The sequence below is a fragment of the Bacillus sp. GZB genome, from assembly GCF_001975995.1.
Classification (GTDB): Bacteria; Bacillota; Bacilli; order Bacillales; family Bacillaceae; genus Bacillus; species Bacillus velezensis.
Genome location: NZ_MTQG01000010.1, coordinates 1,091,995 through 1,112,460 on the forward strand (window position 1 = coordinate 1,091,995; position 20,466 = coordinate 1,112,460).

Annotated in this window: 20 protein-coding genes; 13 read left to right on the forward strand and 7 right to left on the reverse strand. The window is 44.9% G+C overall.

Annotation, left to right across the window (positions count from 1 at the left end):
• Window positions 1–53: 53 nt before the first annotated feature.
• The 10 genes from BXO87_RS05445 (at window position 54) to BXO87_RS05490 (ending at window position 10,214) form a co-directional block, all read left to right on the forward strand.
• Window positions 54–1,010, forward strand: a complete 957-nt coding sequence (locus tag BXO87_RS05445; RefSeq protein WP_076851240.1) for a sugar kinase — start codon at window positions 54–56, stop codon at window positions 1,008–1,010.
• 29 nt (window positions 1,011–1,039) lie between these two features.
• On the forward strand, window positions 1,040–2,059 hold the full coding sequence (locus BXO87_RS05450; RefSeq protein WP_076851241.1) for a zinc-binding alcohol dehydrogenase family protein: 1,020 nt from the start codon (window positions 1,040–1,042) through the stop codon (window positions 2,057–2,059).
• 13 nt (window positions 2,060–2,072) lie between these two features.
• Window positions 2,073–2,708 carry a bifunctional 2-keto-4-hydroxyglutarate aldolase/2-keto-3-deoxy-6-phosphogluconate aldolase gene (locus BXO87_RS05455; RefSeq protein ID WP_076851242.1) on the forward strand — a complete coding sequence of 212 codons (636 nt, stop codon included), beginning with the start codon at window positions 2,073–2,075 and terminating at the stop codon, window positions 2,706–2,708.
• 1 nt (window position 2,709) lies between these two features.
• Entirely contained in the window at window positions 2,710–3,786 is a 1,077-nt protein-coding gene (gene uxuA, locus BXO87_RS05460) for a mannonate dehydratase (RefSeq protein WP_076851243.1), read from the forward strand.
• A complete protein-coding gene (locus BXO87_RS05465; protein WP_076851244.1) occupies window positions 3,783–4,619 on the forward strand; it encodes an SDR family oxidoreductase in 837 nt (278 codons plus the stop codon). The genes uxuA and BXO87_RS05465 overlap by 4 nt, the downstream gene beginning before the upstream one ends.
• Before the next feature lie 83 nt (window positions 4,620–4,702).
• Window positions 4,703–5,704, forward strand: a complete 1,002-nt coding sequence (locus BXO87_RS05470) for a substrate-binding domain-containing protein (RefSeq protein WP_038458149.1) — start codon at window positions 4,703–4,705, stop codon at window positions 5,702–5,704.
• A 77-nt stretch (window positions 5,705–5,781) separates the two neighbouring features.
• The gene (locus BXO87_RS05475) at window positions 5,782–7,053 is read left to right on the forward strand and encodes an MFS transporter (RefSeq protein WP_038458151.1); all 1,272 of its coding nucleotides are present in this window, start codon (window positions 5,782–5,784) and stop codon (window positions 7,051–7,053) included.
• 118 nt (window positions 7,054–7,171) lie between these two features.
• Complete coding sequence (locus BXO87_RS05480) at window positions 7,172–7,987, forward strand: hypothetical protein (protein WP_038458154.1); 816 nt, start codon at window positions 7,172–7,174, stop codon at window positions 7,985–7,987.
• Window positions 7,984–8,592 carry a DUF4166 domain-containing protein gene (locus BXO87_RS05485; protein WP_038458157.1) on the forward strand — a complete coding sequence of 203 codons (609 nt, stop codon included), beginning with the start codon at window positions 7,984–7,986 and terminating at the stop codon, window positions 8,590–8,592. The genes BXO87_RS05480 and BXO87_RS05485 overlap by 4 nt, the downstream gene beginning before the upstream one ends.
• Complete coding sequence (locus BXO87_RS05490; protein ID WP_038458160.1) at window positions 8,586–10,214, forward strand: YndJ family protein; 1,629 nt, start codon at window positions 8,586–8,588, stop codon at window positions 10,212–10,214. The genes BXO87_RS05485 and BXO87_RS05490 overlap by 7 nt, the downstream gene beginning before the upstream one ends.
• 173 nt (window positions 10,215–10,387) lie before the next feature.
• On the opposite strand, the gene BXO87_RS20695 is transcribed toward BXO87_RS05490, so the two are convergent.
• Complete coding sequence (locus BXO87_RS20695; protein ID WP_161941451.1) at window positions 10,388–10,591, reverse strand: hypothetical protein; 204 nt, start codon at window positions 10,589–10,591, stop codon at window positions 10,388–10,390.
• Between the two features lie 188 nt (window positions 10,592–10,779).
• Here BXO87_RS20695 and BXO87_RS05500 point away from each other — a divergent pair, with 188 nt between their 5' ends.
• Window positions 10,780–11,064: an MFS transporter gene (locus tag BXO87_RS05500; RefSeq protein WP_087920768.1), complete on the forward strand. Its 285-nt coding sequence runs from the start codon at window positions 10,780–10,782 to the stop codon at window positions 11,062–11,064.
• A 144-nt stretch (window positions 11,065–11,208) separates the two neighbouring features.
• Window positions 11,209–11,478 carry a hypothetical protein gene (locus BXO87_RS05505; protein WP_014418037.1) on the forward strand — a complete coding sequence of 90 codons (270 nt, stop codon included), beginning with the start codon at window positions 11,209–11,211 and terminating at the stop codon, window positions 11,476–11,478.
• 124 nt (window positions 11,479–11,602) lie between these two features.
• On the opposite strand, the gene BXO87_RS05510 is transcribed toward BXO87_RS05505, so the two are convergent.
• Complete coding sequence (locus tag BXO87_RS05510) at window positions 11,603–12,769, reverse strand: alpha/beta hydrolase (RefSeq protein WP_046702320.1); 1,167 nt, start codon at window positions 12,767–12,769, stop codon at window positions 11,603–11,605.
• A 245-nt stretch (window positions 12,770–13,014) separates the two neighbouring features.
• Window positions 13,015–14,514 carry a cellulase family glycosylhydrolase gene (locus BXO87_RS05515; protein ID WP_038458163.1) on the reverse strand — a complete coding sequence of 500 codons (1,500 nt, stop codon included), beginning with the start codon at window positions 14,512–14,514 and terminating at the stop codon, window positions 13,015–13,017.
• A 458-nt stretch (window positions 14,515–14,972) separates the two neighbouring features.
• On the opposite strand from BXO87_RS05515, the gene BXO87_RS05520 reads away from it, so the two are divergent.
• Window positions 14,973–15,284, forward strand: coding sequence for a magnetosome magnetite crystal formation protein family (locus BXO87_RS05520; RefSeq protein ID WP_007611800.1), 312 nt, complete (start codon window positions 14,973–14,975; stop codon window positions 15,282–15,284).
• A 49-nt stretch (window positions 15,285–15,333) separates the two neighbouring features.
• Here BXO87_RS05520 and BXO87_RS05525 read toward each other — a convergent pair whose 3' ends face one another.
• From BXO87_RS05525 to BXO87_RS05540, 4 genes are all read right to left on the reverse strand, one after another.
• On the reverse strand, window positions 15,334–16,734 hold the full coding sequence (locus BXO87_RS05525) for a sensor histidine kinase (RefSeq protein WP_038458166.1): 1,401 nt from the start codon (window positions 16,732–16,734) through the stop codon (window positions 15,334–15,336).
• Between the two features lie 2 nt (window positions 16,735–16,736).
• A complete protein-coding gene (locus BXO87_RS05530; RefSeq protein ID WP_038458169.1) occupies window positions 16,737–17,444 on the reverse strand; it encodes a response regulator transcription factor in 708 nt (235 codons plus the stop codon).
• A gap of 143 nt (window positions 17,445–17,587) precedes the next feature.
• Window positions 17,588–18,859, reverse strand: a complete 1,272-nt coding sequence (xynC, locus tag BXO87_RS05535) for a glucuronoarabinoxylan endo-1,4-beta-xylanase XynC (protein ID WP_070081901.1) — start codon at window positions 18,857–18,859, stop codon at window positions 17,588–17,590.
• A gap of 52 nt (window positions 18,860–18,911) precedes the next feature.
• Window positions 18,912–20,450, reverse strand: coding sequence for a glycoside hydrolase family 43 protein (locus BXO87_RS05540; RefSeq protein WP_076851259.1), 1,539 nt, complete (start codon window positions 20,448–20,450; stop codon window positions 18,912–18,914).
• Window positions 20,451–20,466: the final 16 nt, after the last annotated feature.

Genomic DNA, 20,466 nt, shown 5'->3' on the forward strand with positions numbered 1-20,466 from the left:
TAACTAAACCGGTTTACCAAACCGATTTAGTCTTAAAGGAAAGGAGTATTGATGTGGCTTCTGATTATGGCATTTTTACGATCGGTGATGCGATGATCACCTTAAATCCCGCAAGCACAGGACCTTTGCGTTTTGTTACCCATTTTGAACGAAAAGCAGGAGGAGCTGAACTGAATTTTGCGATTGCATGCGCCAGATTGAACCTGCACTCAAAGTGGGTCAGCAGACTGGGGAAGGATGAGTTCGGCAGAGTGATTTATCAGTTTGCCAAAGGAGAAGGAATTGATGTGACTGACGTCTCCTATGTTGAAGGCTTTCCTACATCTTTAAATGTCAAAGAGATCAGAAATGACGGTTCAGGCAAGACGTTTTACTATCGTTTCAATTCACCAATTCTGACTCTTGCACCGGAAGATATAACAGAGAATATGTTTGCCGGCATTCACATCGTTCATCTTACCGGTGTGTTCCTCGCGCTTGATAAGAAAAATCTTGAAATTGCTGAAAGGGTGCTTTCCATCGCCAAAGCAAGAAAGATTCCCGTATCTTTTGATCCGAATATCAGGCTGAAGCTGTGGACGATTGAGGAGGCGCGTGCGGCATTTCATCAAATCTTTCCGCATACTGATATTCTTCTGGCAGGCCGGGACGAAATGAAACAGCTGACAGGTATAGGAGAAAATGAAGCATTAGCCCGGTTTGCAGAGAGCTATTCAATCAGTCAGCTAGTCATAAAAGACGGTGAAGCAGGTTCTGCGCTGTATCATGATCATAAGTGGGTTCACAAAGAGGCTTTCCCGGTTGCGCCTGTCGACACGGTAGGAGCGGGTGACGGCTTTAATGCCGGCTACCTGTACAGTTATCTGCATGGTTTTGAACCGGAAAAACGTCTGGAGTTTGCAAATGCAGTCGGTGCGCTCGTCACCACAGTTTCCGGTGACAATGAAGGGCTTCCCTACCTAGAAGAGGTTCTGTCATTTGTAAACAAAGAGACTGTGATTGAACGGTAGCAAGCACAACTTAAAAAGCGGGTGAAAAAATGAAAGCGGTTCAAGTACGGAAAGCATTTGATCTGATGGTGACGGAATGTGAGAAACCGTCAGTTGTCCACGCGGATGATGTTCTTGTCAAGGTGAAGCGGGTCGGAATTTGCGGATCAGATTTGCATATTTATCATGGGACAAATCCGTTAGCGTCCCTGCCGAGAGTAATCGGACATGAAGTCACAGGGGAAGTCGCAAAGACCGGTTCTCATGTCCGGCGTTTCAAGCCGGGTGACCGGGTAGTGATTGAACCGATATCTTATTGCGGAACATGCTATGCCTGCCGGAAAGGACGTCCAAACGTCTGCAAAGCGCTTTCGGTGTTCGGCGTTCATGAAGATGGCGGGATGCGGGAATATATCGTGCTTCCGGAAAAGCAGCTGCATGCTGTTTCGCCCGATCTGCCCTGGGAGGAAGCGGTCATGGCAGAACCATATACGATCGGCGCCCAGGCTGTTTGGAGAGGCAGCGTCGAGAAGGAAGATACCGTTTTGATTCAAGGAGCGGGGCCAATCGGAATCTGCATATTAAAAATGGCAAAGTTCAAAGGCGCTTCCGTCATGATAACCGACTTGAATGATGAACGCTTAGCATTCGCTGAAAAAAACGGTGCGGACGTTACTGTCAACGCACAAAAAGAAGATCCCGTTTTGCGGGTGAACGAATGGACAAAAAACGAAGGCGCCAATGTCGTCATTGATGCTGTCTGTCTCCCCTCAACGTTTGAAACGTCAATTGACGCGGTGTCTCCGGCCGGTCATGTGGTTGTGCTAGGTTTTGATGAGAGGACTGCCGGCATTTCTCAGCTTCCGATCACAAAAAAGGAAGTCACGATCACCGGTTCAAGATTGCAGACGAATCAGTTCCCGTACATTACAGACTTACTGAATAAAGGCCTGTTAACGCACGGCGGTCTTATTACACATACATTTTCAGCAGATGACGTCCATCAAGCATTTCAGTTGATCGAACAGCACCCGGACAAGGTGGGAAAAGCAATCATTACGTTTGATTAAAGGAGGAGCGAGAATGCTGCCTAAGTACGCCATTTACGAAAAACTTCTGCATGCACAAGTGGTGGCTGTCATAAGGGGACAAAACAGCCAAGAGGCGCTTGAAGTTTCAAAAGCGGCCATTTCAGGAGGCATCAGCGCCATTGAGCTTACATACACAACTCCTGAAGTGGAAGATGTCTTTAAGGAACTCCGGCATCAAGATATTCTTCTTGGAGCCGGTTCTGTAATGGATACAGAAACGGCGAGACACGCCATTTTATCAGGCGCCTCATTTATCGTCAGCTCTCATTTTGTAAAAGAGATAGCATCTCTATGCAACCAGTACAGCGTACCGTATCTGCCGGGATGCATGAGCGTGTCTGATATGGCTTTGGCGCTCGAAGCCGGATGTGATGTGGTAAAGCTGTTCCCCGCTAATTCGTTTAATCCCTCATTTATCAAGTCGGTCAACGGCCCTCTGCCGAATGTCCGCATTATGCCGACCGGGGGTATCTCATTAAACAGCATGAATGACTGGCTTTCTGCCGGAGCGGTCGCGGTCGGAGTGGGAAGTGACTTGATAAAAGCATATCAAAAGGGCGGCTATGAAGCTGCCGTATCCCTCAGCAAAGAATACGTCTGCCGAAAAAACGAATATACGGGGGTGTAACATGAATATCACGTTTCGCTGGTATGGCCAAGGTAATGATACGGTGACTCTTGAACATGTCAGACAAATTCCCGGGGTCAAAGGCATCGTCTGGGCTCTTCACCAGAAGCCCGCGGGCGAAGTATGGGAAAAGGAGGACATTGAAGCGGAAGTCAGATTCATTCAATCCTATGGGTTTCATGCAGAGGTCGTGGAAAGCGTGAATGTTCATGAAGCCATTAAACTCGGTCATGAAGAACGCGGACAATATATTGAGCACTATAAACAGACCATTCGCAATCTTTCCGAATTCGGCGTGAAAGTCATCTGTTACAATTTCATGCCGATATTTGACTGGACGCGTACCGATATGTTCCGCGCGCTGGAGGATGGGTCAACCGCTTTGTTTTTTGAAAAAGCGAAAGTGGAAAGTCTGCCTCCGGCGGAACTGATCCGCACGGTTGAGAAATCTTCTGATTTGACGCTTCCCGGGTGGGAGCCGGAGAAAATGGCCCGGATCAAGGAACTGTTTGAGGCCTATCAAACGGTCGGTGAAAAACAGCTTTGGGCCAATCTAGAATTCTTTTTACATGAAATCCTTCCTGTAGCGGAGGAACACGGCATTCAAATGGCCATTCATCCGGATGATCCGCCCTGGTCAATTTTTGGCCTGCCCCGTATTATCACCGGTGAGAAAAGTTATGAAAAGCTGCGAGAGATTTCAGATTCACCCGCCAACTGTATTACGTTGTGCACGGGTTCGATGGGAGCGGATCCCGCCAATGATATGGTAAAGATCGCCAAACGCTATGCGGGAGCTGCGCCGTTTGCCCATATACGAAATGTGAAAATCTGCGATAACGGTGATTTTACGGAAACTTCGCATCTTACCAGTGATGGGTCCATTGATGTTACCAGTGTGGTAAAAGAATTGCACGGCCAAGGCTACAAAGGATATGTACGGCCTGATCACGGCCGTCATATCTGGGGCGAACAATGCCGGCCGGGTTATGGTTTATATGATCGTGCCTTAGGAATTATGTACTTGAACGGACTGTGGGATGCGTTCTCGTCTCATGAGAAAGGGGTGAAGAGATGAGACCGATTCATGAACGTTTATCAGGAAGAACCGCTGTCATAACAGGCGGGAGCGGTGTTCTCTGTTCAGCAATGGCAAAGGAGCTTTCACGGCAGGGGATGAAAATTGCGATCGTCAGCCGGAATGCTGATAAAGCAGAGCGTGCGGCGGGCGAGATTGCTGACGCTGGAGGAACCGCGGTTTCTGTACCGGCTGATGTTTCAGCCCGTGATTCGCTTGAAAAGGCAAAAGACGAGATTATCAGCCGGTTCGGTTCTGTCAATCTTTTAATAAACGGAGCCGGGGGAAACCACCCGGATGCGATCACTGCCAGTGAGACGTATGAAGAGGATGAGCAGGGCACATCATTTTTTGATATGGACGAAACGGGGTTTTCCAGCGTATTTTCAAGCAACTTTACCGGTGCATTTCTGGCATCGCAAGTGTTTGGAAAAGACCTTTTGAAGGCGGAATGTCCCGCGATTATTAATATTTCTTCTATGAGCGCGTATACACCGATGACAAAGGTGCCTGCCTACAGCGCGGCTAAGGCGGCGGTTCAGAATTTTACGATGTGGATGGCTGTTCATTTCGCAAAAAAAGGGCTGCGGGTGAATGCCATCGCTCCGGGTTTCTTTTTGACTGCGCAAAACCGTGAGTTGTTATTACAGGAAGATGGAAGTCTGACAGACCGATCCAATAAGATTATGGCACATACACCGATGAAACGTTTCGGGAAACCGGAAGACCTTCTGGGAACGCTCCTGTGGCTTTCGGATGATTCATGCTCAGGCTTTATCACCGGGGTCACCGTTCCCGTCGACGGAGGTTTTATGGCTTATTCGGGAGTGTGACAGAATCCCTGTCCCTGTCAGATTGTAAACGATTTACTTCTGACTTATACTAGTGAAAAATGAAGACAGACGGGGATGAGTCTATGAAAACCATTACAATTTCTGATGTGGCGAAATATGCAAACGTATCTAAAAGCACCGTATCTCAATTTTTAAATCAGCGCTATGATTATATGAGCGAGAAAACGAAACAAAAAATAGAAGCGGCCATTCAAGAGCTGAACTATCAGCCGAATTTTGTCGCCCGCAGCTTAAAACAGAAATCAACATTTACGGTAGGTGTGGTGGTGGCTAATATTCTTCACACCTTTTCCACTCAGGTCATCAGGGCGGTGGAAGACTATTTTCATGAACAAGGATTTCATATTATTGTCTGCAATGCGGATGATGAACCGGAAAAAGAAAAGAAATATATTGAAATGCTCAGGGCCAAGCAGGTAGACGGAATTATTATTTTTCCGACGGGCGAAAATCTCTCTTTATATGAAAAGATGAAACGCGATACGTTTCCGGTCGTGTTTATGGACAGAACCATTGAAGAACTCGGGATTCCGACAGTGATGCTTGATAATCATCATGCAGCCGGTCTTGCCGTTGACCGGTTTATCGAGAGCGGCATAAAGAGAATCGCGATTATTACGACGTCCATTATACGGGAAATCAGTCCGAGGGTAGAAAGGATTGAAGGGTATAAGAAGGCGCTTGACCGCCACGGAATGATGGTGCGGAACGAATATATCAAAACAGCCGATGCAGCTGATATTTCCAATGTTTTGTCAGAGCTGTTCTCACTTGAGGAGCCTCCAAAAGCGATATTGGCGGCAAACGATATCGTTCTTGTTGAGGTGCTGAAGTATATGAAGGAGCATGATATGACAATTCCGGATAAGGCTGCCGTCATCGGGATTGATGAAGTTCCTTTTGCGGGTTTTTTTACTCCTCCGATTACGACGATCGTTCAGCCTGCGGCAGAAATGGCGCGAAAAGCGGGAAGCATTCTTCTTCGCCAGATACAAGAAAAAGATAGCGGTGAAAAACGGATTCACCGCTATAAACCGGCGCTGCTCGCAAGGCAATCCGGATAACCGGTTTCATTGCATAAACCGGTTTACTCCGGCAATTCAAATGTCTGAATGTTATGAAATGATGAGAGGGGGATTTTATGTTCTCAAAGGATAGATTCCCTATTATTCTTCTTTTATTTTCAGCCGGGGTGATTAACTATTTAGACCGCTCAGCGCTGTCTATTGCAGCGCCGTTCATACAGCAGGATCTCACATTGTCGGCAACCCAAATGGGGCTGATTTTCAGCAGTTTTTCTGTCGGATACGCTGTGTTTAACTTCCTTGGCGGTGTTGCATCTGACCGGTACGGGGCTAAATTGACATTGTGTACGGCGATGATCGTTTGGTCTCTTTTCAGCGGAGCGGTTGCGCTTGCTTTCGGATTTGTAAGTCTTTTGATTATCCGTGTTTTATTCGGTATGGGGGAGGGGCCGCTGTCGGCTGCCATAAGCAAAATGGTCAACAATTGGTTTCCTCCGTCTCAGCGCGCCACGGTCATCGGCCTGACAAACAGCGGAACGCCGCTCGGTGGAGCGATCTCCGGCCCGATTGTCGGGATGATTGCTGTGGCGTTCAGCTGGAAGGTTTCCTTTGTCCTGATCATGATCATCGGTTTAATCTGGGCGGTCATCTGGTTTAAATTTGTCAAAGAACGGCCGGCCCCGACGGAAGACGCCCCGGCAATGAAAGCAGCGATTCAATCGCATGAGCAGCATATCCCGATGACCTTTTATTTGAAACAAAAAACGGTTCTCTTCACGGCTTTTGCCTTTTTCGCCTACAATTACATCTTATTTTTCTTCTTAACATGGTTTCCGAGCTATCTGGTGAAAGAACGCGGTTTAAGTGTTGAATTTATGAGCGTGGTGACTGTTATTCCTTGGATTCTTGGATTTATCGGTTTGGCGGCAGGCGGAATGATTTCTGATTATGTATTCAAAAAAACCGCCGGAAAAGGGGTTTTGTTCTCACGGAAAGTCATTCTTGTCACTTGTCTGTTCGCTTCCGCTGTACTGATCGGATTTGCCGGACTTGTTACCACTACCGTAAGTGCCGTTATTCTCGTTGCTTTATCAGTTTTCTTTTTATATATAACGGGCTCTATCTATTGGGCGGTGATTCATGATGTGGTTGATCAAAGGAATGTCGGGTCAGTCGGCGGCTTTATGCATTTTCTTGCAAACACGGCCGGTATTATCGGGCCTGCTTTAACCGGCTTTATCGCGGACAAAAGCGGATCATTCTCGGGGGCGTTTTTGCTTGCAGGCGGATTAGCCGTTTTGGCCTCGGCTGCGGTAATCCGTTTCGTGCGTCCGATTATCATTCAACCCGCTTCTGAAGATAAAATAGACACGATACCTTATTCATAAGTCATCAAAGTCACTGAGGCTGTCCTGCCGATAACGGGATGGCCTTTTCGTTCTGCCGCTTGATCTGTTCCTATGATAATATAGGAATTGTTTACAAAAGAAGGGAAGAGGAGGGAGCATGAAACAGAAGACGATATATGTCGAAATCAATATTGCATCTGATATAGAAACGCTTTGGGAATATACGCAAAACCCGCATCTTCATAAGGAATGGGATCTGCGTTTTTCTGACATTACATATCTTCATAGGCTGCCAGATGAACCGCAGAGATTTCTATATGAAACACGAATCGGTTTTGGGCTGAAGGTATCCGGCACGGGCGAATCAATAGGTGACATAAGGCCTCGCTCGTCAGAAAGAGTGTCTTCGCTCGCTTTTGCCTCTGATCATCCGCTGTCACTTATAAAAGAAGGCAGGGGCTACTGGAAGTATATAGAGCGGGATAATGGACAAACCGCATTTTTGACTCAATATCAATATGAAACGGCCCGCAGTCTGCCGGGAAGTTGGATAGACCGGTTTTTATTTCGTCCTCTGCTAAGCTGGGCTACCGCATGGAGTTTTGATGCGTTGCGGCTTTGGATAGAACAAAACAGACATCCGAAGATATCAGTCCGTTTCGGATTTGTCTATGTCTTTATGTGTCTCGTATTCAGTCTGTATTGGTTTTTTCAAGGCTTTCATGATGGCTGTGCCGATGCAGAGATCGTGAGGGGAGTGCTGGAGACAGGGTTAGGGGTCTTATGGCTGCTTCCCATGCGGAGAAAGTGGCTGATTCACGCCGGGCAGTCAGTCTTCTTTTGTGTAACGGCACTGTTATATTCCGGCGGCGGATTCTTGATCTCATTAGGAGTACTTACAATAGCCGGCATGATTCTTAAGCTCAAGCTGCCGAGCGCCTGGCATACAAAACGAAAGAGAGAAGTGAAATGACGGATTCAATGTATGAAAAAGCGATTACTCATTATCAATCACTGCACCCGATGCTGCAGAAACGGTACAGATTTGACGGATCACGCAGGTTTTGCGGAGAAGGCGTTATGTCAGAAATAAAGGGAGGTTCTTTTCTTGTCAGAATGCTTTTAAAGACAGGTGTTTTTTTCAGATGTTTTTTCTCAGAGAGGGGAAACGATATCCCTTTCACTATCGAAAACAAAAACAGGCAAAGTGGCGTGGAATGGAATCGTACCTTTTTCTTTAAAAGCAAAACGCGTTTTTTTGATGCAGTCATGGAATATGATGAGCGGGAAAACAGAATTCTTGATTACTTCGGAAAACCCCGCATCCTACTGTCTGAACTGCATTTAGAAGCGTCTTCAGGCGGAGGGCTTGTTATTACATCCGGAAGGCAGTGGCTCCTGATAGGCGGAAAGAAAATCCCGCTTCCGGCATGGATGTGCGGCAGTTCAACCGTTTATGAGGCTTATGATGAAGAAATGAATTGCTTCAGCATAAAGGTTCATGTGAAAAACCGGATACTCGGCACGCTTTTCTCTTACCAGGGGACTTTCCGGGAAACAGAGGGAGAAACATGCTGAAGCGTCATCTCATGGTATGCGTGATTTGCTTTTTGGGATTTGCGGCAGCTGAAGCTCCGCATATATCAGCTGCTGAGACGTTTGTTTTATTTTCCGTACTTTTTTTCGTTCCCGCTGTATTCGATTTTGCTTTTCGGCCGTCAAAGACCTTAGAGAATGTGTTATTACGGAGTTATCCTGTTGCCGCTTTATGTGCGGTGCTTGCGCTTGTCACAGACTTCAGTTTTTTTGCTGCTGTGTGGCTCATTTATACGTTTGGGCTGGCACTGTATGCTGTCCGGCGGCTGACGAAAACAAATATTCACAGAACAGAAGAGATATCTGTTATGGCGGGTTTCATTTATTTGGCCGGGGGCGGATTCTGGTTCTTCGCATATGTCCTTGAGATTCCCGTCATGAATTTCGGCCCGCTTATCGTTCTGCTGACGGCGGTGCACTTTCACTATTCCGCTTTCCTCATTCCGATCTTTAACGGATTGCTCGGCAGGATCATACGGGAGAAACGCGAACTTTACCAGTGGAGCACGGTCATTATTTTGATTTCGCCGATCCTTATTGCCTTGGGGATTACATTTTCAAAGACACTTGATGTGATTGCTGTCGCTCTGTATCTGGCGGGTCTGTATGTAAATGCATATCTCGTCTTTACGGGGCCGTTTGTTACGAAAACAGGAAGGGTCTTGATCAGGAGTTCTTCGGCTGTGTTAATGATCACAATTGCTTTTTCTTTGATATATTCGTACGGTGTCTACCGCGAGGAGGCAACGCTCACGATCAGCCAGATGATTTGGATTCACGGGGCCGTCAATGCATTCGGCGTTATCCTGCCGGCTTTGGCGGGGTGGAGGTTGGAAAATCCGAGACCGTTTGATGAGGGCAGTGAAAGAACGTTCAGCCGTATTTACGGGAAGAGAACGATAGGCAAAGAATTTTTGACTGATATTCATGCAGCAAATGACATCCATTATACCGGCCTTCTGGATCAGCTGAGAGAACTGCATTCTGAAGACTTTTCAACTGAAAAACTGGCGCCGGCCGTTATTTCCTTTTATGAAGAGACAATTGATTATGACATCATGGCAAAAGTGACGTGGAGCAGATGGTTTCGTCCGTTCGCGCGCATGTACGAGCCGTTCAGCAGAAGAGCGGGGCAGATTCACCTGTCCATGAATCCGGATTGGTATATCATGCACAGTGATATTATAGGAGTTGACTCTGACAAAGATGGCAGAAAAAATGTCCGTGCGTGGATCAGAACAAATGAAAAGCAGGAAACCGTTTTTACTGCGCTGTATTCAGCGTACAGGTCAAAAGGGGAAGGATACATGAATATCTCTCTTCCGCTGCCGTACGGCCAAATGACGGGCATTTTAAAACCTTATGCGCGTAAGCAGAATCTTGTTTTGACAAGCAGACGGCGAAAAAGCGGAGCGGGTGATGAAGGGATTTATCTGCAGACGAAATGGGGGGCGTGTCATCTTCCGCTGGCAGAGACATTTCTTATTTCAGCCCAGAGCGAAACAAGCCTGAAGGCCGTTCATCATATGTGGCTGTTTGGACTGAAATTTTTAACTGTGCATTATCGGATCATTCATGCTTCCGCAGGTAACCGAAGCAAGTAACAAGCTGCAGAGCCGTCTGATCATCAGGCGGATTTTTCTCATCTACATGGGTTATATTCACCATTTTATTTGCGAGCTATTTTGCGGCGGATGACACGAAAGGAGTCATGCGCTGGATCTCATTTATTCTCGTGTTAGCTCAGCTGTCCGGGATGACATGAGCGGTTATGTTGTCAGTGAATGAGGATAGGACGCAGCCTCGGTCTTGCCAGTCTTTGCCTGTCTTTCATGATTCGCGAAATGAAAACGACCGCAAAGATACCTGTTACATTGAGCGGTATGGTGAAGGCATTTGGCTTCACAACGGCATATGCGCTGCGTATAGGTGTCAGTGAGAAAGAAATCAGCTTGTTGTCTTTTCGTTTATGACTCCCCACGCACTGGCTCCGCTAGTGATAGGAACGTTAGTTCGCAGGTGCGGAAACTGGGTAACATTAAAGCTGTTTTATTTACTCGCAGCCGTTTTTATTTTTATCATTCCTTTTACCATCAGCCCGATGGCGCTTTATGTGGTTCAGATTTTAATAGGTTTTTCACTCACATTATCTTTCCTTTGCTGCTTGGAATGTCGATTGAGTCTGTTCCGGCAGACATGAGAGCAACATCGATGGGGGCGTACCAGGCGCTTTATGCACTCGGTATTTTCGGAGGACCTTTGGTCGAGGGATTTTTTAACGATTGGCTGGGGCTCAGGGCCGGATTTTATTTCGCGGCAGTGCTCGGGCTGGCGGCTGTCATACTTGCTCAGCTCATATGTGAGGAGCCGATGCGAAAAAATCGTCGGAGTATTACCAGACATGATTTTATTTTTGTGTACGCTTTCAAAAAAGAAGAGATCTTATTCGGATAAAATTCATGACAATATATGTATTTTTAGTGAAAATAAGTATCTGACCTACAAAATATGACAAATTCCCTTTGTACAAGATGGTAAAATCAGATTACCTGCTAAGTGAGAAAGCAGCAGGCAATAAATCACAAGGGGGCAATATTAATGTTAAAAAGTAAAATTAAAAAAATAGCCGGTGCGGCTGTAATTGCTGGAGCATTATTGGTTTCTGTGTCGCCAGCAAAAGCAGAAACTCTTCCGGGATTGATCTGGGTCATGGACAAATATACTGACGCTTTTAAATTCGACATGTTTATTAAAAACGGAAATGAAAAATGGGTTTATGTTTACACAAGATTATCCGATGGCAAAGTTGATGTGGAAGAAGTAAAGTGTGAAACAATTTATAAAGATCGATGCTATGTAAAGCAGTAAGAAATAAATACAAATCGTAATACATCCTATTTTTTTAATTCTGTCTCATCAACTAAGTATACTTAAGATAACGAGACAGAATTTCCATTAAAGATTTAACTTCCTAGAATATATATTATGTAAACTAAAAATTGTGAAGAGAATATAAAAGTGGATTCATATTGCTGGTCTTCTTGATCAAGTCCACGCCATCGTATGCCAGACTTTCCACACTTGCAGCCTTCTGCAGTATATAATGATCAAAAAAGTTCTTCGTATAGTCTGTAACAAGATTTCGCATCTCCATGGCATCCCGTTCGCCTCTAAGTTCCTCATTCACACTGGTAAACACGATGTCGCAGTAATCTAAATGCGCAGCACGATCAACAGAGAAATAATAGGTATCCATGCTATTGTTAGCGCCAATGATCGCATTCATGTTATAGTTCGGTTCAGAAAACAGCAGCAAAAAGGGTTTCTTAAGGTCGCTGCCCTGAAGGCCGAACGCTCCGCTATCCAAGCCAATCCCGCAGGCGAACCGGTCGTCGTCCCGGCAAACAATCGCCGTCGTAGCCCCTCCATAAGAATGTCCGACTATGCCCATACCGATGTCAAGCAACAATCTGCCCTTAAAGATGGAATTCAGCTCTCCAGAGTCCATTTTGACAAGATAATCGGCTACATACCTTACATCTTCTTCCTGTAATTCACTATACTCTGTTAACTTGTCAAGTATCGGCAGTGTAAGCACGTTTCGGCACATCTCAATGGCAGTTTCGTCGTCAGGACGCATCTCCATCTTACCAGCCAAGGCCATCATCTCCGGATCTTCAGAAAACGCCATAATAACATCCGAAAAATCCTTTGATATATTAAACAGGCGCCCATCTTTACGCTTATACATCGTGCTATTCTGATGGCCGATGCTTACCACAACATATCCCATGCTTGCCAAGTCTGTACAGATCACTGTACCCCATTCTGGAGAACCGCCCCCGCCGCAAACATAAAATAACACCGGATAGCGTTTTTCCATCCCGGAGAGAGCAAGGCCGTCGTAACATTGGGTCTTGATATCTAGAGAGTAAGCATCCTTCAACGCAGTGAGAAGCGGCTGCTCATCAAGCATTTCACAGACTTCAGGAAACATGTACGCTGATGCAGTCTTCCCTTCGCTGCTGTCGGACGGATAGTACACAAACGCCGTCAGTTCTCTTTTTGCATGATCTGATGCCGTGTACTCAAAATCCATCTGGGTTCGGCCGACAGTATAGCCGCCAATTGGCTCTGGAAATGCGTCATACTTTTTCATTCTCTTGTTCCCCCTTAAGTAATAAAAGTGGCGGATGTGAAATACATACATTGCGCTACAAACGCTTTTCATTACATCATATGTTCAGTGAATCATATCTACTCCTTGGCTTTCTTGAGATTGCTAACAATATTTGTACAGGCTCATATACTGTTTCAGAGTTTCATCCGCCACGTGAACTTCCTTGTATTGCTGTTTAAGATGATAAAAGCGGACATCGTTGCTGATGTCCGCCTAAAGCTTAACTAATTGGGTTCTGTTCCCCAAATCAGTTTTCCTTGATGATATAATGTGATTTTTTTCGTTGCTTTAAACGTATTTGATTGGAAAAAGGAATAATCGCCGCTTTGTGCATAATTGCTCCAGTCATCGTTGTGAAGACGAAGCTGAATATTCCCTGTGCTTGCTCCCGGTGACAGTGTTCCTTTTTTAAACCCCAGTTCCAGATAGGTATCTGCGCCTTGCTTAGGTTTATGCAGCGTCACAAACTTGTGGGTCAGATTGCCGCATCCAATCTGCGCGTAGTCACAGTCAAAGTTTTGGCCTTTGTTTTTCGCGTTATACCAGTAACGGGCAGTGACATCTTTTAAATCAACCGTCGTATTCCCGTTATTTTTTATGTGAAGCTGCGGGCGGATTTGGTTGCTGTTCACACTCCCATCCCCTGCTTTGTATTGTACAGAAACGCCTTTTTCCTGTGTGGGATTATCTTGTGCTGGCGTTTCAGGGCCGTCCTTCGTTGAATCTTTGTTGCCGCGAATGTTTTCTCTTACGAAGGTTCCTGAAGCAGTTAAATCTGACAGCGGCCAGCCGCCTGTTTTAGATGCTCCTGGCTTTAACGCTGAGGATGATTCCTGCTTATCAGAAAGATTCCAGTTCACCCAGCTGATTTTCTTGCTGTCGAGATAATTCAGCCATTCCCGCGACTGGTCAAGGAATACACCGCCATTTCCAGACGCGTCGCTTGTTCCCCATTCCGTCACGAAAATAGGCGCTCCTTTACTGAGTGCATAGTTTGCTTTATCCCGTAAAGATTGGCCGTGTGTGCCGGCATAAAAATGAAGCGCGTACATGACGTTTGCATCTTTTAGCTGGTCATTGGCAGCATCATTCACATCCTGGCTCCATGTACCGGTTCCGACAATGATGGGATTGTCGGGGTCATTTTTGCGGATAACGGAAATCACTTCTTCCGCATACGGTTTAATATCACGCTTCCAGTTCACGTCACCGTTTGGTTCATTTGCAATTTCATAAATGACGTTTGGCGTGTTTCCGTAAAGACTTGACATTTCCTTGAAAAATTCTTTCGCCTTCTCTTTATTTTGGTTTGGGTTGCCGTCATTTAAGATATGCCAGTCAATGATGACATATATCCCAAGTTCTTTTGCCGTTTCAACTGCTTCTTTCACTTTATTTTTCACGGACGGGTTGTCAATATAACCGCCGTCTGCCGTATACATTGCCGCGCGGAAAACGGTTATGCCCCAATCGTCTCTCAGCCATTTTAAGCTGTCTTTATTGACGAAATCGCCATACCATTGCAATCCGTGTGAGCTGATCCCTTTCAGCTGTACCGCTTTGCCGTCTCGGTTTACGAGCTGTGTACCTTTTATGCTAAGCTGACCATTCTTGGCTACTGGCGTTTTTGTCCCTGCTGCTGATGCCGGTGAAGCCGGCAAGCCGCTCATTGTCAATACCGTAATCAATAAACACGTAATAAAAATAGAAATTGACCGTTTCATATCTGATCTTTTCCTCCTTCGCATCATTTTGGCTCTTTCTTATGAGCTCGAACTCATTGTAAAAATCTTTCTCATGATTGTCTATCAACCTAATTTCTTGTTTTTGGGAGGTGTAAAAGCCTGTCAATTTGCTCTATCTCTATTGAATAAGACACACCTGACACATATAGTACAAAGAAAACCGGACTGAATCGGGACTTTACACGTCATTTTTCAATCGAATCGAAAAATTAAATTTATTTCCAACGTAGACACGCTGAATGTGATGAGTCTCAATATGGCATTGAATCTTAGATTGTTGTAAGAAGACGAGCCCTTGCCCGTCCTGGTTAATTTAAGGTTGATGTAAGGTTCGGATTAATACGGGTTAAGGTTGGAGTTGTACAATAAGATTGTACTTCAGTGAGGGATTCAGCCAGAAGAATTCCCCCTTCAATAAATCATAGAGGTGAAAAGGTTTGAGAGAAAATAAAATTTTGTCTTCATTATGTTACTTCAGTATATTTTTTGCGCCATTTCTGTTTCCGATTATCGTCTATTTCTTAGGTCAGGACGATGTGAAATATCATGCGAAAAAATCTTTATGGACGCATCTGATTCCTTATTTGATTTTTGTAATGGGCATCATCGCTTCAGGTTTACTTGGTATGAATGACATCAGGCACGCCGGGCCTTTCCTGCTTGCGACGTATGCTGTTACATTCCTTGTGGCGATCTACTTTTTCATTTGGAACATTGTCAAAGGAATCAAAGTGTTTTCGGAACAATAGGAAAAAAAGGTTCTGTTATTGATCACAGAACCGTTTTTTTGTATAGCCATTATGATAATTGTATATCTATCGTTGTCCCTTCTCCCGCGGTGCTTTGAATGGTGATGTCCCCTCCGTGCTTTTGGATAATATCCTTTGCTATGGCCATTCCAAGACCAGAGCCTGCATGCGTCGTTCCTGTATTTGTGCCCCTGTAATAGCGATCAAACACTTTTTCCAGCTCCTCTTCTTCTATCCCTTTGCCGTTGTCCTTAATTGTCACATGAGTCCGTTCTTTTTGTTCAAGCTGTACAACGATCTTCACATCAGGATCATTGTGAACGAGGGCATTTAAAATGAGATTCGTGACCGCTCTCCGAATCAATATCGCATCAAGGTTCAGCATCAGCTTTTCCAGGTTCGTTTGAAGTTCAATGGACTTATCCGCATATCTAGAATCGTTTAACATATCAATTAACGTTTCCCGCAGCAGCGATACAAGGTTTACCCGCTCTGTATGTAACATCACATCGTTGTTTTTCAGCCTTGTCGTTAAATTTAAATCTTCCATCACATCTTTCATATAGAGGGATTTACTCTCAATGATCTGGGCGTACTCTCTGATCTGTTCGACTGTGAGATGGTAATTTGGATCTTGGATGATTTCTGCATAGCCTTGAATAGATGCTAATGGTGTTTTAATGTCATGAGAAATATGACTGATCCACTCTTCACGCATTTGCTCTAATTTATCTTTTTCTTTTTTGCTTGAAGATAGTTGTTCCGATAAGTGATTGACATTATAGAAGACATCTTTATAAATGCCTTTGGATTTCATTTTGATCGTATAATCTCCATTAGCTAACCGCTGGATTCCTTGAATGACACGGCCGAGCGGTTTTGTGAGCTGCCGGCTGAATAGATAGCCGATGAGTAACGCGATCAATGCATCTATTGATAATAATATGATGGTCCCTGCATTGAACTTCGTCACAAATTCCTTGGTATCATATGAGAGGACATACTTTCCGAGAGAGGGATTTTTAAACCCTATAAAGTAACTGTACTCCTTGCCGTTTACTTTTTTTCCGCCGGCGTAAATGGTTGATAATAATTGTTCATCCTTATATTTATGTAAATTTACAATTTCAATAGGCGTATATTTTTTCTTCAGTCCTTTAGGTTCTCTATCATGATAAACATCTTGTCCGTTTTCATCTAATATTTGAATCCATGCATTCTGCTCTTTTAAAGCTTTTTGGCCCTCTTTGTTTACTGTGATACCATTGTTCGATAACGTGACATATTGTCGGAATGATCTTGTGAAAGTTTCCGGTGTACTTTCTTCGTCATGTTGGCTGTTCGCCTGGAAAACGAGCCAAAACATAAAAATAAATAAATTAATGAAGACTGTAATGATGGTCACGATAATGACAGAGACCATATATCTGCCTGTTAATCGCCAATTCATCCTTACGCATCCTTTACAACAAATTTGTAGCCTAACCCTTTCACAGTGACGAGAAAGTCTGGTTTTGAAGGGGTGTTTTCTATTTTCTCACGGAGCCTGCGTATATGAACCATCACCGTGTTGTCAGAACCGAAGAAATCTTCTCCCCATACAGCTTGATAGAGTGTTTCTTTACTGATCACCCGATTGGGATGCTGCAGAAAATAGGTCATAAGCATAAGTTCTTTAGGTGTTAACTCAATAGCCGCTTCATTTTTGGTGAGCTCGGCTTGTTGTTGGTTTAATTCAAATGGCCCTTTTTTTATCACGGTTCCGGTTTGAGAAGGCTGTAAGTAAGAGACCCGTCTCAGCTGCGCTTTGACTCGATATGCAACTTCCTTAGGGCTGAAGGGTTTTGTAATGTAGTCGTCCCCGCCGATGGCAAGTCCTACAATTTTATCCGTTTCCTCCCCCTTTGCAGACAAAAAGATAATAGGAACGTGTGAAATGTCTCTTATTTGCTTGCAGATATCATAGCCTTCACCGTCTGGCAGCATGATATCCAATATCACAAGATCGGGATTTTCTTGATGAAATTGAGCTAATCCGTCACGGGCAGACGAAGCGGTGATCACGCGATCAATGCCTTCTCTTATTAATACGGTTTTGATCAGTTCCAAAATTTCTTTTTCGTCGTCTATGATTAATACTTTGCTGTGAAGCCGTGACATATATTGATCACTCCTTGAAGTCATTGTCATTATTATACCCAATGTCTGTGTATCGTTAAAAAAATCAACACTTCTATCCCACAGAAAATAAGCCAATTTTCTTTTTCGAGTAAGAAAATTGGCTTATTGCGATGCTGATGCCTTTAACGCTTTACAACAAATGTTGTCACGCTTTGAGCCGGCAGATGGGCCCAAAAATGATTATCCGTTACTTTGAGATCCGTTCCAGGTTGAAGATTGCTGCTGCTGCTCGTGATCCATCTGGATACTTGCGAAGCAGACCCATTCTGCAACACGAAGTTTTGGTTGACCCCTGTGTTATTTTTATTAATGGCAACAATCACGACTTTATTGTCTCCTTTATAGGCTGACACATAAACATTCGGTTCAGGATTTTTCGTTGCATCAATCCTTACATAGCCAGGGCGCACAAATTTTGAGAAATGAGCCATATTGTATCCGCGTTTGCTGATCATCCCATCTTCTTTCATCGGGCCGTATGATCTGCGGATGTACCACCACACATAAGCTTGAAAATCTCCCTCTACCATTGAATGATGAATATGCTCTGAAACACCTAAAGCCTCAGGCCATCGATCCGCCGAGTTGTTATCACTGTTCGGATAGTATACTTCCGTCATCCAAAGGTCCTTCCCCGCTCCTTTTTGTTTGAAAAGAGGATAAGGAAACTGACTGACCTGAGTGCCGTACAGGTGGGTTCCGAGGATATCCATATTCCTAAGCGCCTGCGGATCGTTCAAAATGGGGTCCGATATATTTTTCAGGTATTGAAATGATTCCGGCGCAATCACACGGGCATTAATGGAACCGGCATTCTCTCTCATGAAACGCAGGATTTCTTGGGGCGTCCACCATGTCCATTCGTGAGCGTAATCAGGCTCGTTCTGCATAGAAATCGCATACAGATTCACACCATTACTCTTCATGAAATTAACGAAATCGTTAAGATGCTGCGCGTATGCGGCGTACTTATCGTATCTCAGCCGCTTAGCTGATGTGTCACCATTATGATTGAAAGTCTCAACCATATCGTTTGGCGGATTCCAAGGGGAAGCAAAAACGATTGCTCCATGTTTGATCGCACTCTTTGCAGTCTCCACTTCCTTGTACCAATTGTTTTTATTTTCATCTACATGAATTCTTAAGACCGAAAAACCTAACTGATTCTGTCCATTGCCAAAAGCGGTCTCCCGTTGAGGCGCAGTCAAATCTCCAATCCAAGCCGGGTGGTTCATTCCTCCAAAACCGCGAATCACTTGTCTATCTGCAGATATATTAACTGTTGCATCACTCGCTGCTGAAACTTCAGTAACTCCCGGTCCTATGAATATGACGGACAGCATTGTGAAACATACCAATAACACACAAATTGGTTTTTTTACGCTCGACATCATTTTTTTCCTCTCCTTCATTTGTCTTTTATGGACTTAGAAAACGTACCTTTGCTTATCTTTGTGTAAACTGCCAGTAATCAACATTAAACAAGTTTCCTGTACCAGTTCCGGTAAATACAAAGAATACGTTGTGAACACCGGATGCGCCGCTTACCGCAGTTTCTATTTCTCTCCAGGATTGCGTTCCGCCTGTGGAAGGGACATTCAAGGTTCCGACAAGCTTACCGTTTGCACTGTCTAGTCGCACTTCTATTCTTCCGCCAAGAGCGGACGCTACATTTGCTTTAAACGTCCTGGCACCGCCTGACCCGAAGTCTGCATTTCCAACAGCAATCCAGTCTCCGTTATGAATGTTTGTGACATGTTGATTATTGACCGGCCCGCCGGGTGCAGAGGAATTCTCGGTCAAAATCCGTCCGTTCCAGGCAAACGTTTCCGCTTCTACCCGGTGATATGGATTCAAGTTGGATAGCTGTTTGACACCTGCAAAATTTGCCGCTACCTCTTGCAGGGAGCCATCTGGATTATGCACAAGCTTATTTATATGGGGAGAACGGTATCCTTTGCCGGCCCCGTAAAGAGCGGAGCTGACAGTTTGAGTATGATACACCACATACCACTCGTTTTTAAAATTGAAAACAGCATGGTGATTGTTTCCGCCGCCTCCGAAAAATGCTCCCGGATTTTTCAGAAAGTGCCCTCTATACGAAAAAGAATTCATAGGACTTGAGCTGGTCATATAGCCGATCTCACCTGGAGGTTTATCGGCCGGGTGCGCGCCCCCGAAATTGATACAATAGGAATAGTAATATTTTCCGTTATACTTATGCATTCCCGAATCTTCAAACATAAAAGGCGCATCAATCGTAGATGCACTTCCGGCAACACTGGTCATATCAGGCCCCAATTTCATGACTCTTGCTGTTTTAGGATCGGCCCATTGCCCCTGTGTGGGATTTGAACCGCCCGGAACGCCTCCGCCGGCATATAGGTAACCGGTACCGTCATCATCTACGAATACTGCAGGATCAAAAAGCCATACAACACCGGACATTCCTGGTGTACTTGGCGTCACCAGCGGTTTTCCGATCGGATCTGTCCATGGGCCGGTCGGGCTGTCTGCGGTGAGAACCCCGATACCTCCGCCGCCGTTTGCGAAATAAAGGAAAAATTTATCCTTACCGTTGATCTTTTTCACCGCGGCTGACGGGGCCCATGATGCTCCTGCCCATTTGGCAATCCCCCGGCCGCCATTCACCCCATTGGCACCCGCTGCGGGAATCGCTCCGTGATCTGTCCAGTTCACCATATCCGCTGAAGATATGACGGATATTTTATTCAAATTGGCAAATGAATTATCCTTAATCGTGCCGTCGCTATTATATTCATAGTCATCGCTTGACATATAGATGTAGACTCTTCCGTTATAGGTCAGCGCAAACGGATCTGCGCCCAGATGGTGGTCGATAAGCGGATTTGAATTCCCAACATGTTTTGCAATTGGAGTGCTTACCGCATTCGCATATTCCCCAGGTAAACAGCTCAATAATAAAGCAAGAACAAATAAACATACGCTGCACTTTTTCATCAGCTTAACATCCTCCTGT

What these genes read in the sequence shown, in the direction of transcription:
- BXO87_RS05475 (WP_038458151.1), top strand. Translation starts at nt 5,782, where the DNA reads ATGTTCTCAAAGGATAGATTCCCTATTATTCTTCTTTTATTTTCAGCC.
- BXO87_RS05480 (WP_038458154.1), top strand. Translation starts at nt 7,172, where the DNA reads ATGAAACAGAAGACGATATATGTCGAAATCAATATTGCATCTGATATA.
- xynC (WP_070081901.1), bottom strand. Translation starts at nt 18,859, where the DNA reads ATGATGTCGAGCGTAAAAAAACCAATTTGTGTGTTATTGGTATGTTTC.
- BXO87_RS05505 (WP_014418037.1), top strand. Translation starts at nt 11,209, where the DNA reads ATGTTAAAAAGTAAAATTAAAAAAATAGCCGGTGCGGCTGTAATTGCT.
- BXO87_RS05490 (WP_038458160.1), top strand. Translation starts at nt 8,586, where the DNA reads ATGCTGAAGCGTCATCTCATGGTATGCGTGATTTGCTTTTTGGGATTT.
- BXO87_RS05485 (WP_038458157.1), top strand. Translation starts at nt 7,984, where the DNA reads ATGACGGATTCAATGTATGAAAAAGCGATTACTCATTATCAATCACTG.
- uxuA (WP_076851243.1), top strand. Translation starts at nt 2,710, where the DNA reads ATGAATATCACGTTTCGCTGGTATGGCCAAGGTAATGATACGGTGACT.
- BXO87_RS05500 (WP_087920768.1), top strand. Translation starts at nt 10,780, where the DNA reads ATGTCGATTGAGTCTGTTCCGGCAGACATGAGAGCAACATCGATGGGG.
- BXO87_RS05470 (WP_038458149.1), top strand. Translation starts at nt 4,703, where the DNA reads ATGAAAACCATTACAATTTCTGATGTGGCGAAATATGCAAACGTATCT.
- BXO87_RS05530 (WP_038458169.1), bottom strand. Translation starts at nt 17,444, where the DNA reads ATGTCACGGCTTCACAGCAAAGTATTAATCATAGACGACGAAAAAGAA.
- BXO87_RS05450 (WP_076851241.1), top strand. Translation starts at nt 1,040, where the DNA reads ATGAAAGCGGTTCAAGTACGGAAAGCATTTGATCTGATGGTGACGGAA.
- BXO87_RS05465 (WP_076851244.1), top strand. Translation starts at nt 3,783, where the DNA reads ATGAGACCGATTCATGAACGTTTATCAGGAAGAACCGCTGTCATAACA.
- BXO87_RS05455 (WP_076851242.1), top strand. Translation starts at nt 2,073, where the DNA reads ATGCTGCCTAAGTACGCCATTTACGAAAAACTTCTGCATGCACAAGTG.
- BXO87_RS05515 (WP_038458163.1), bottom strand. Translation starts at nt 14,514, where the DNA reads ATGAAACGGTCAATTTCTATTTTTATTACGTGTTTATTGATTACGGTA.
- BXO87_RS05510 (WP_046702320.1), bottom strand. Translation starts at nt 12,769, where the DNA reads ATGAAAAAGTATGACGCATTTCCAGAGCCAATTGGCGGCTATACTGTC.
- BXO87_RS05525 (WP_038458166.1), bottom strand. Translation starts at nt 16,734, where the DNA reads ATGAATTGGCGATTAACAGGCAGATATATGGTCTCTGTCATTATCGTG.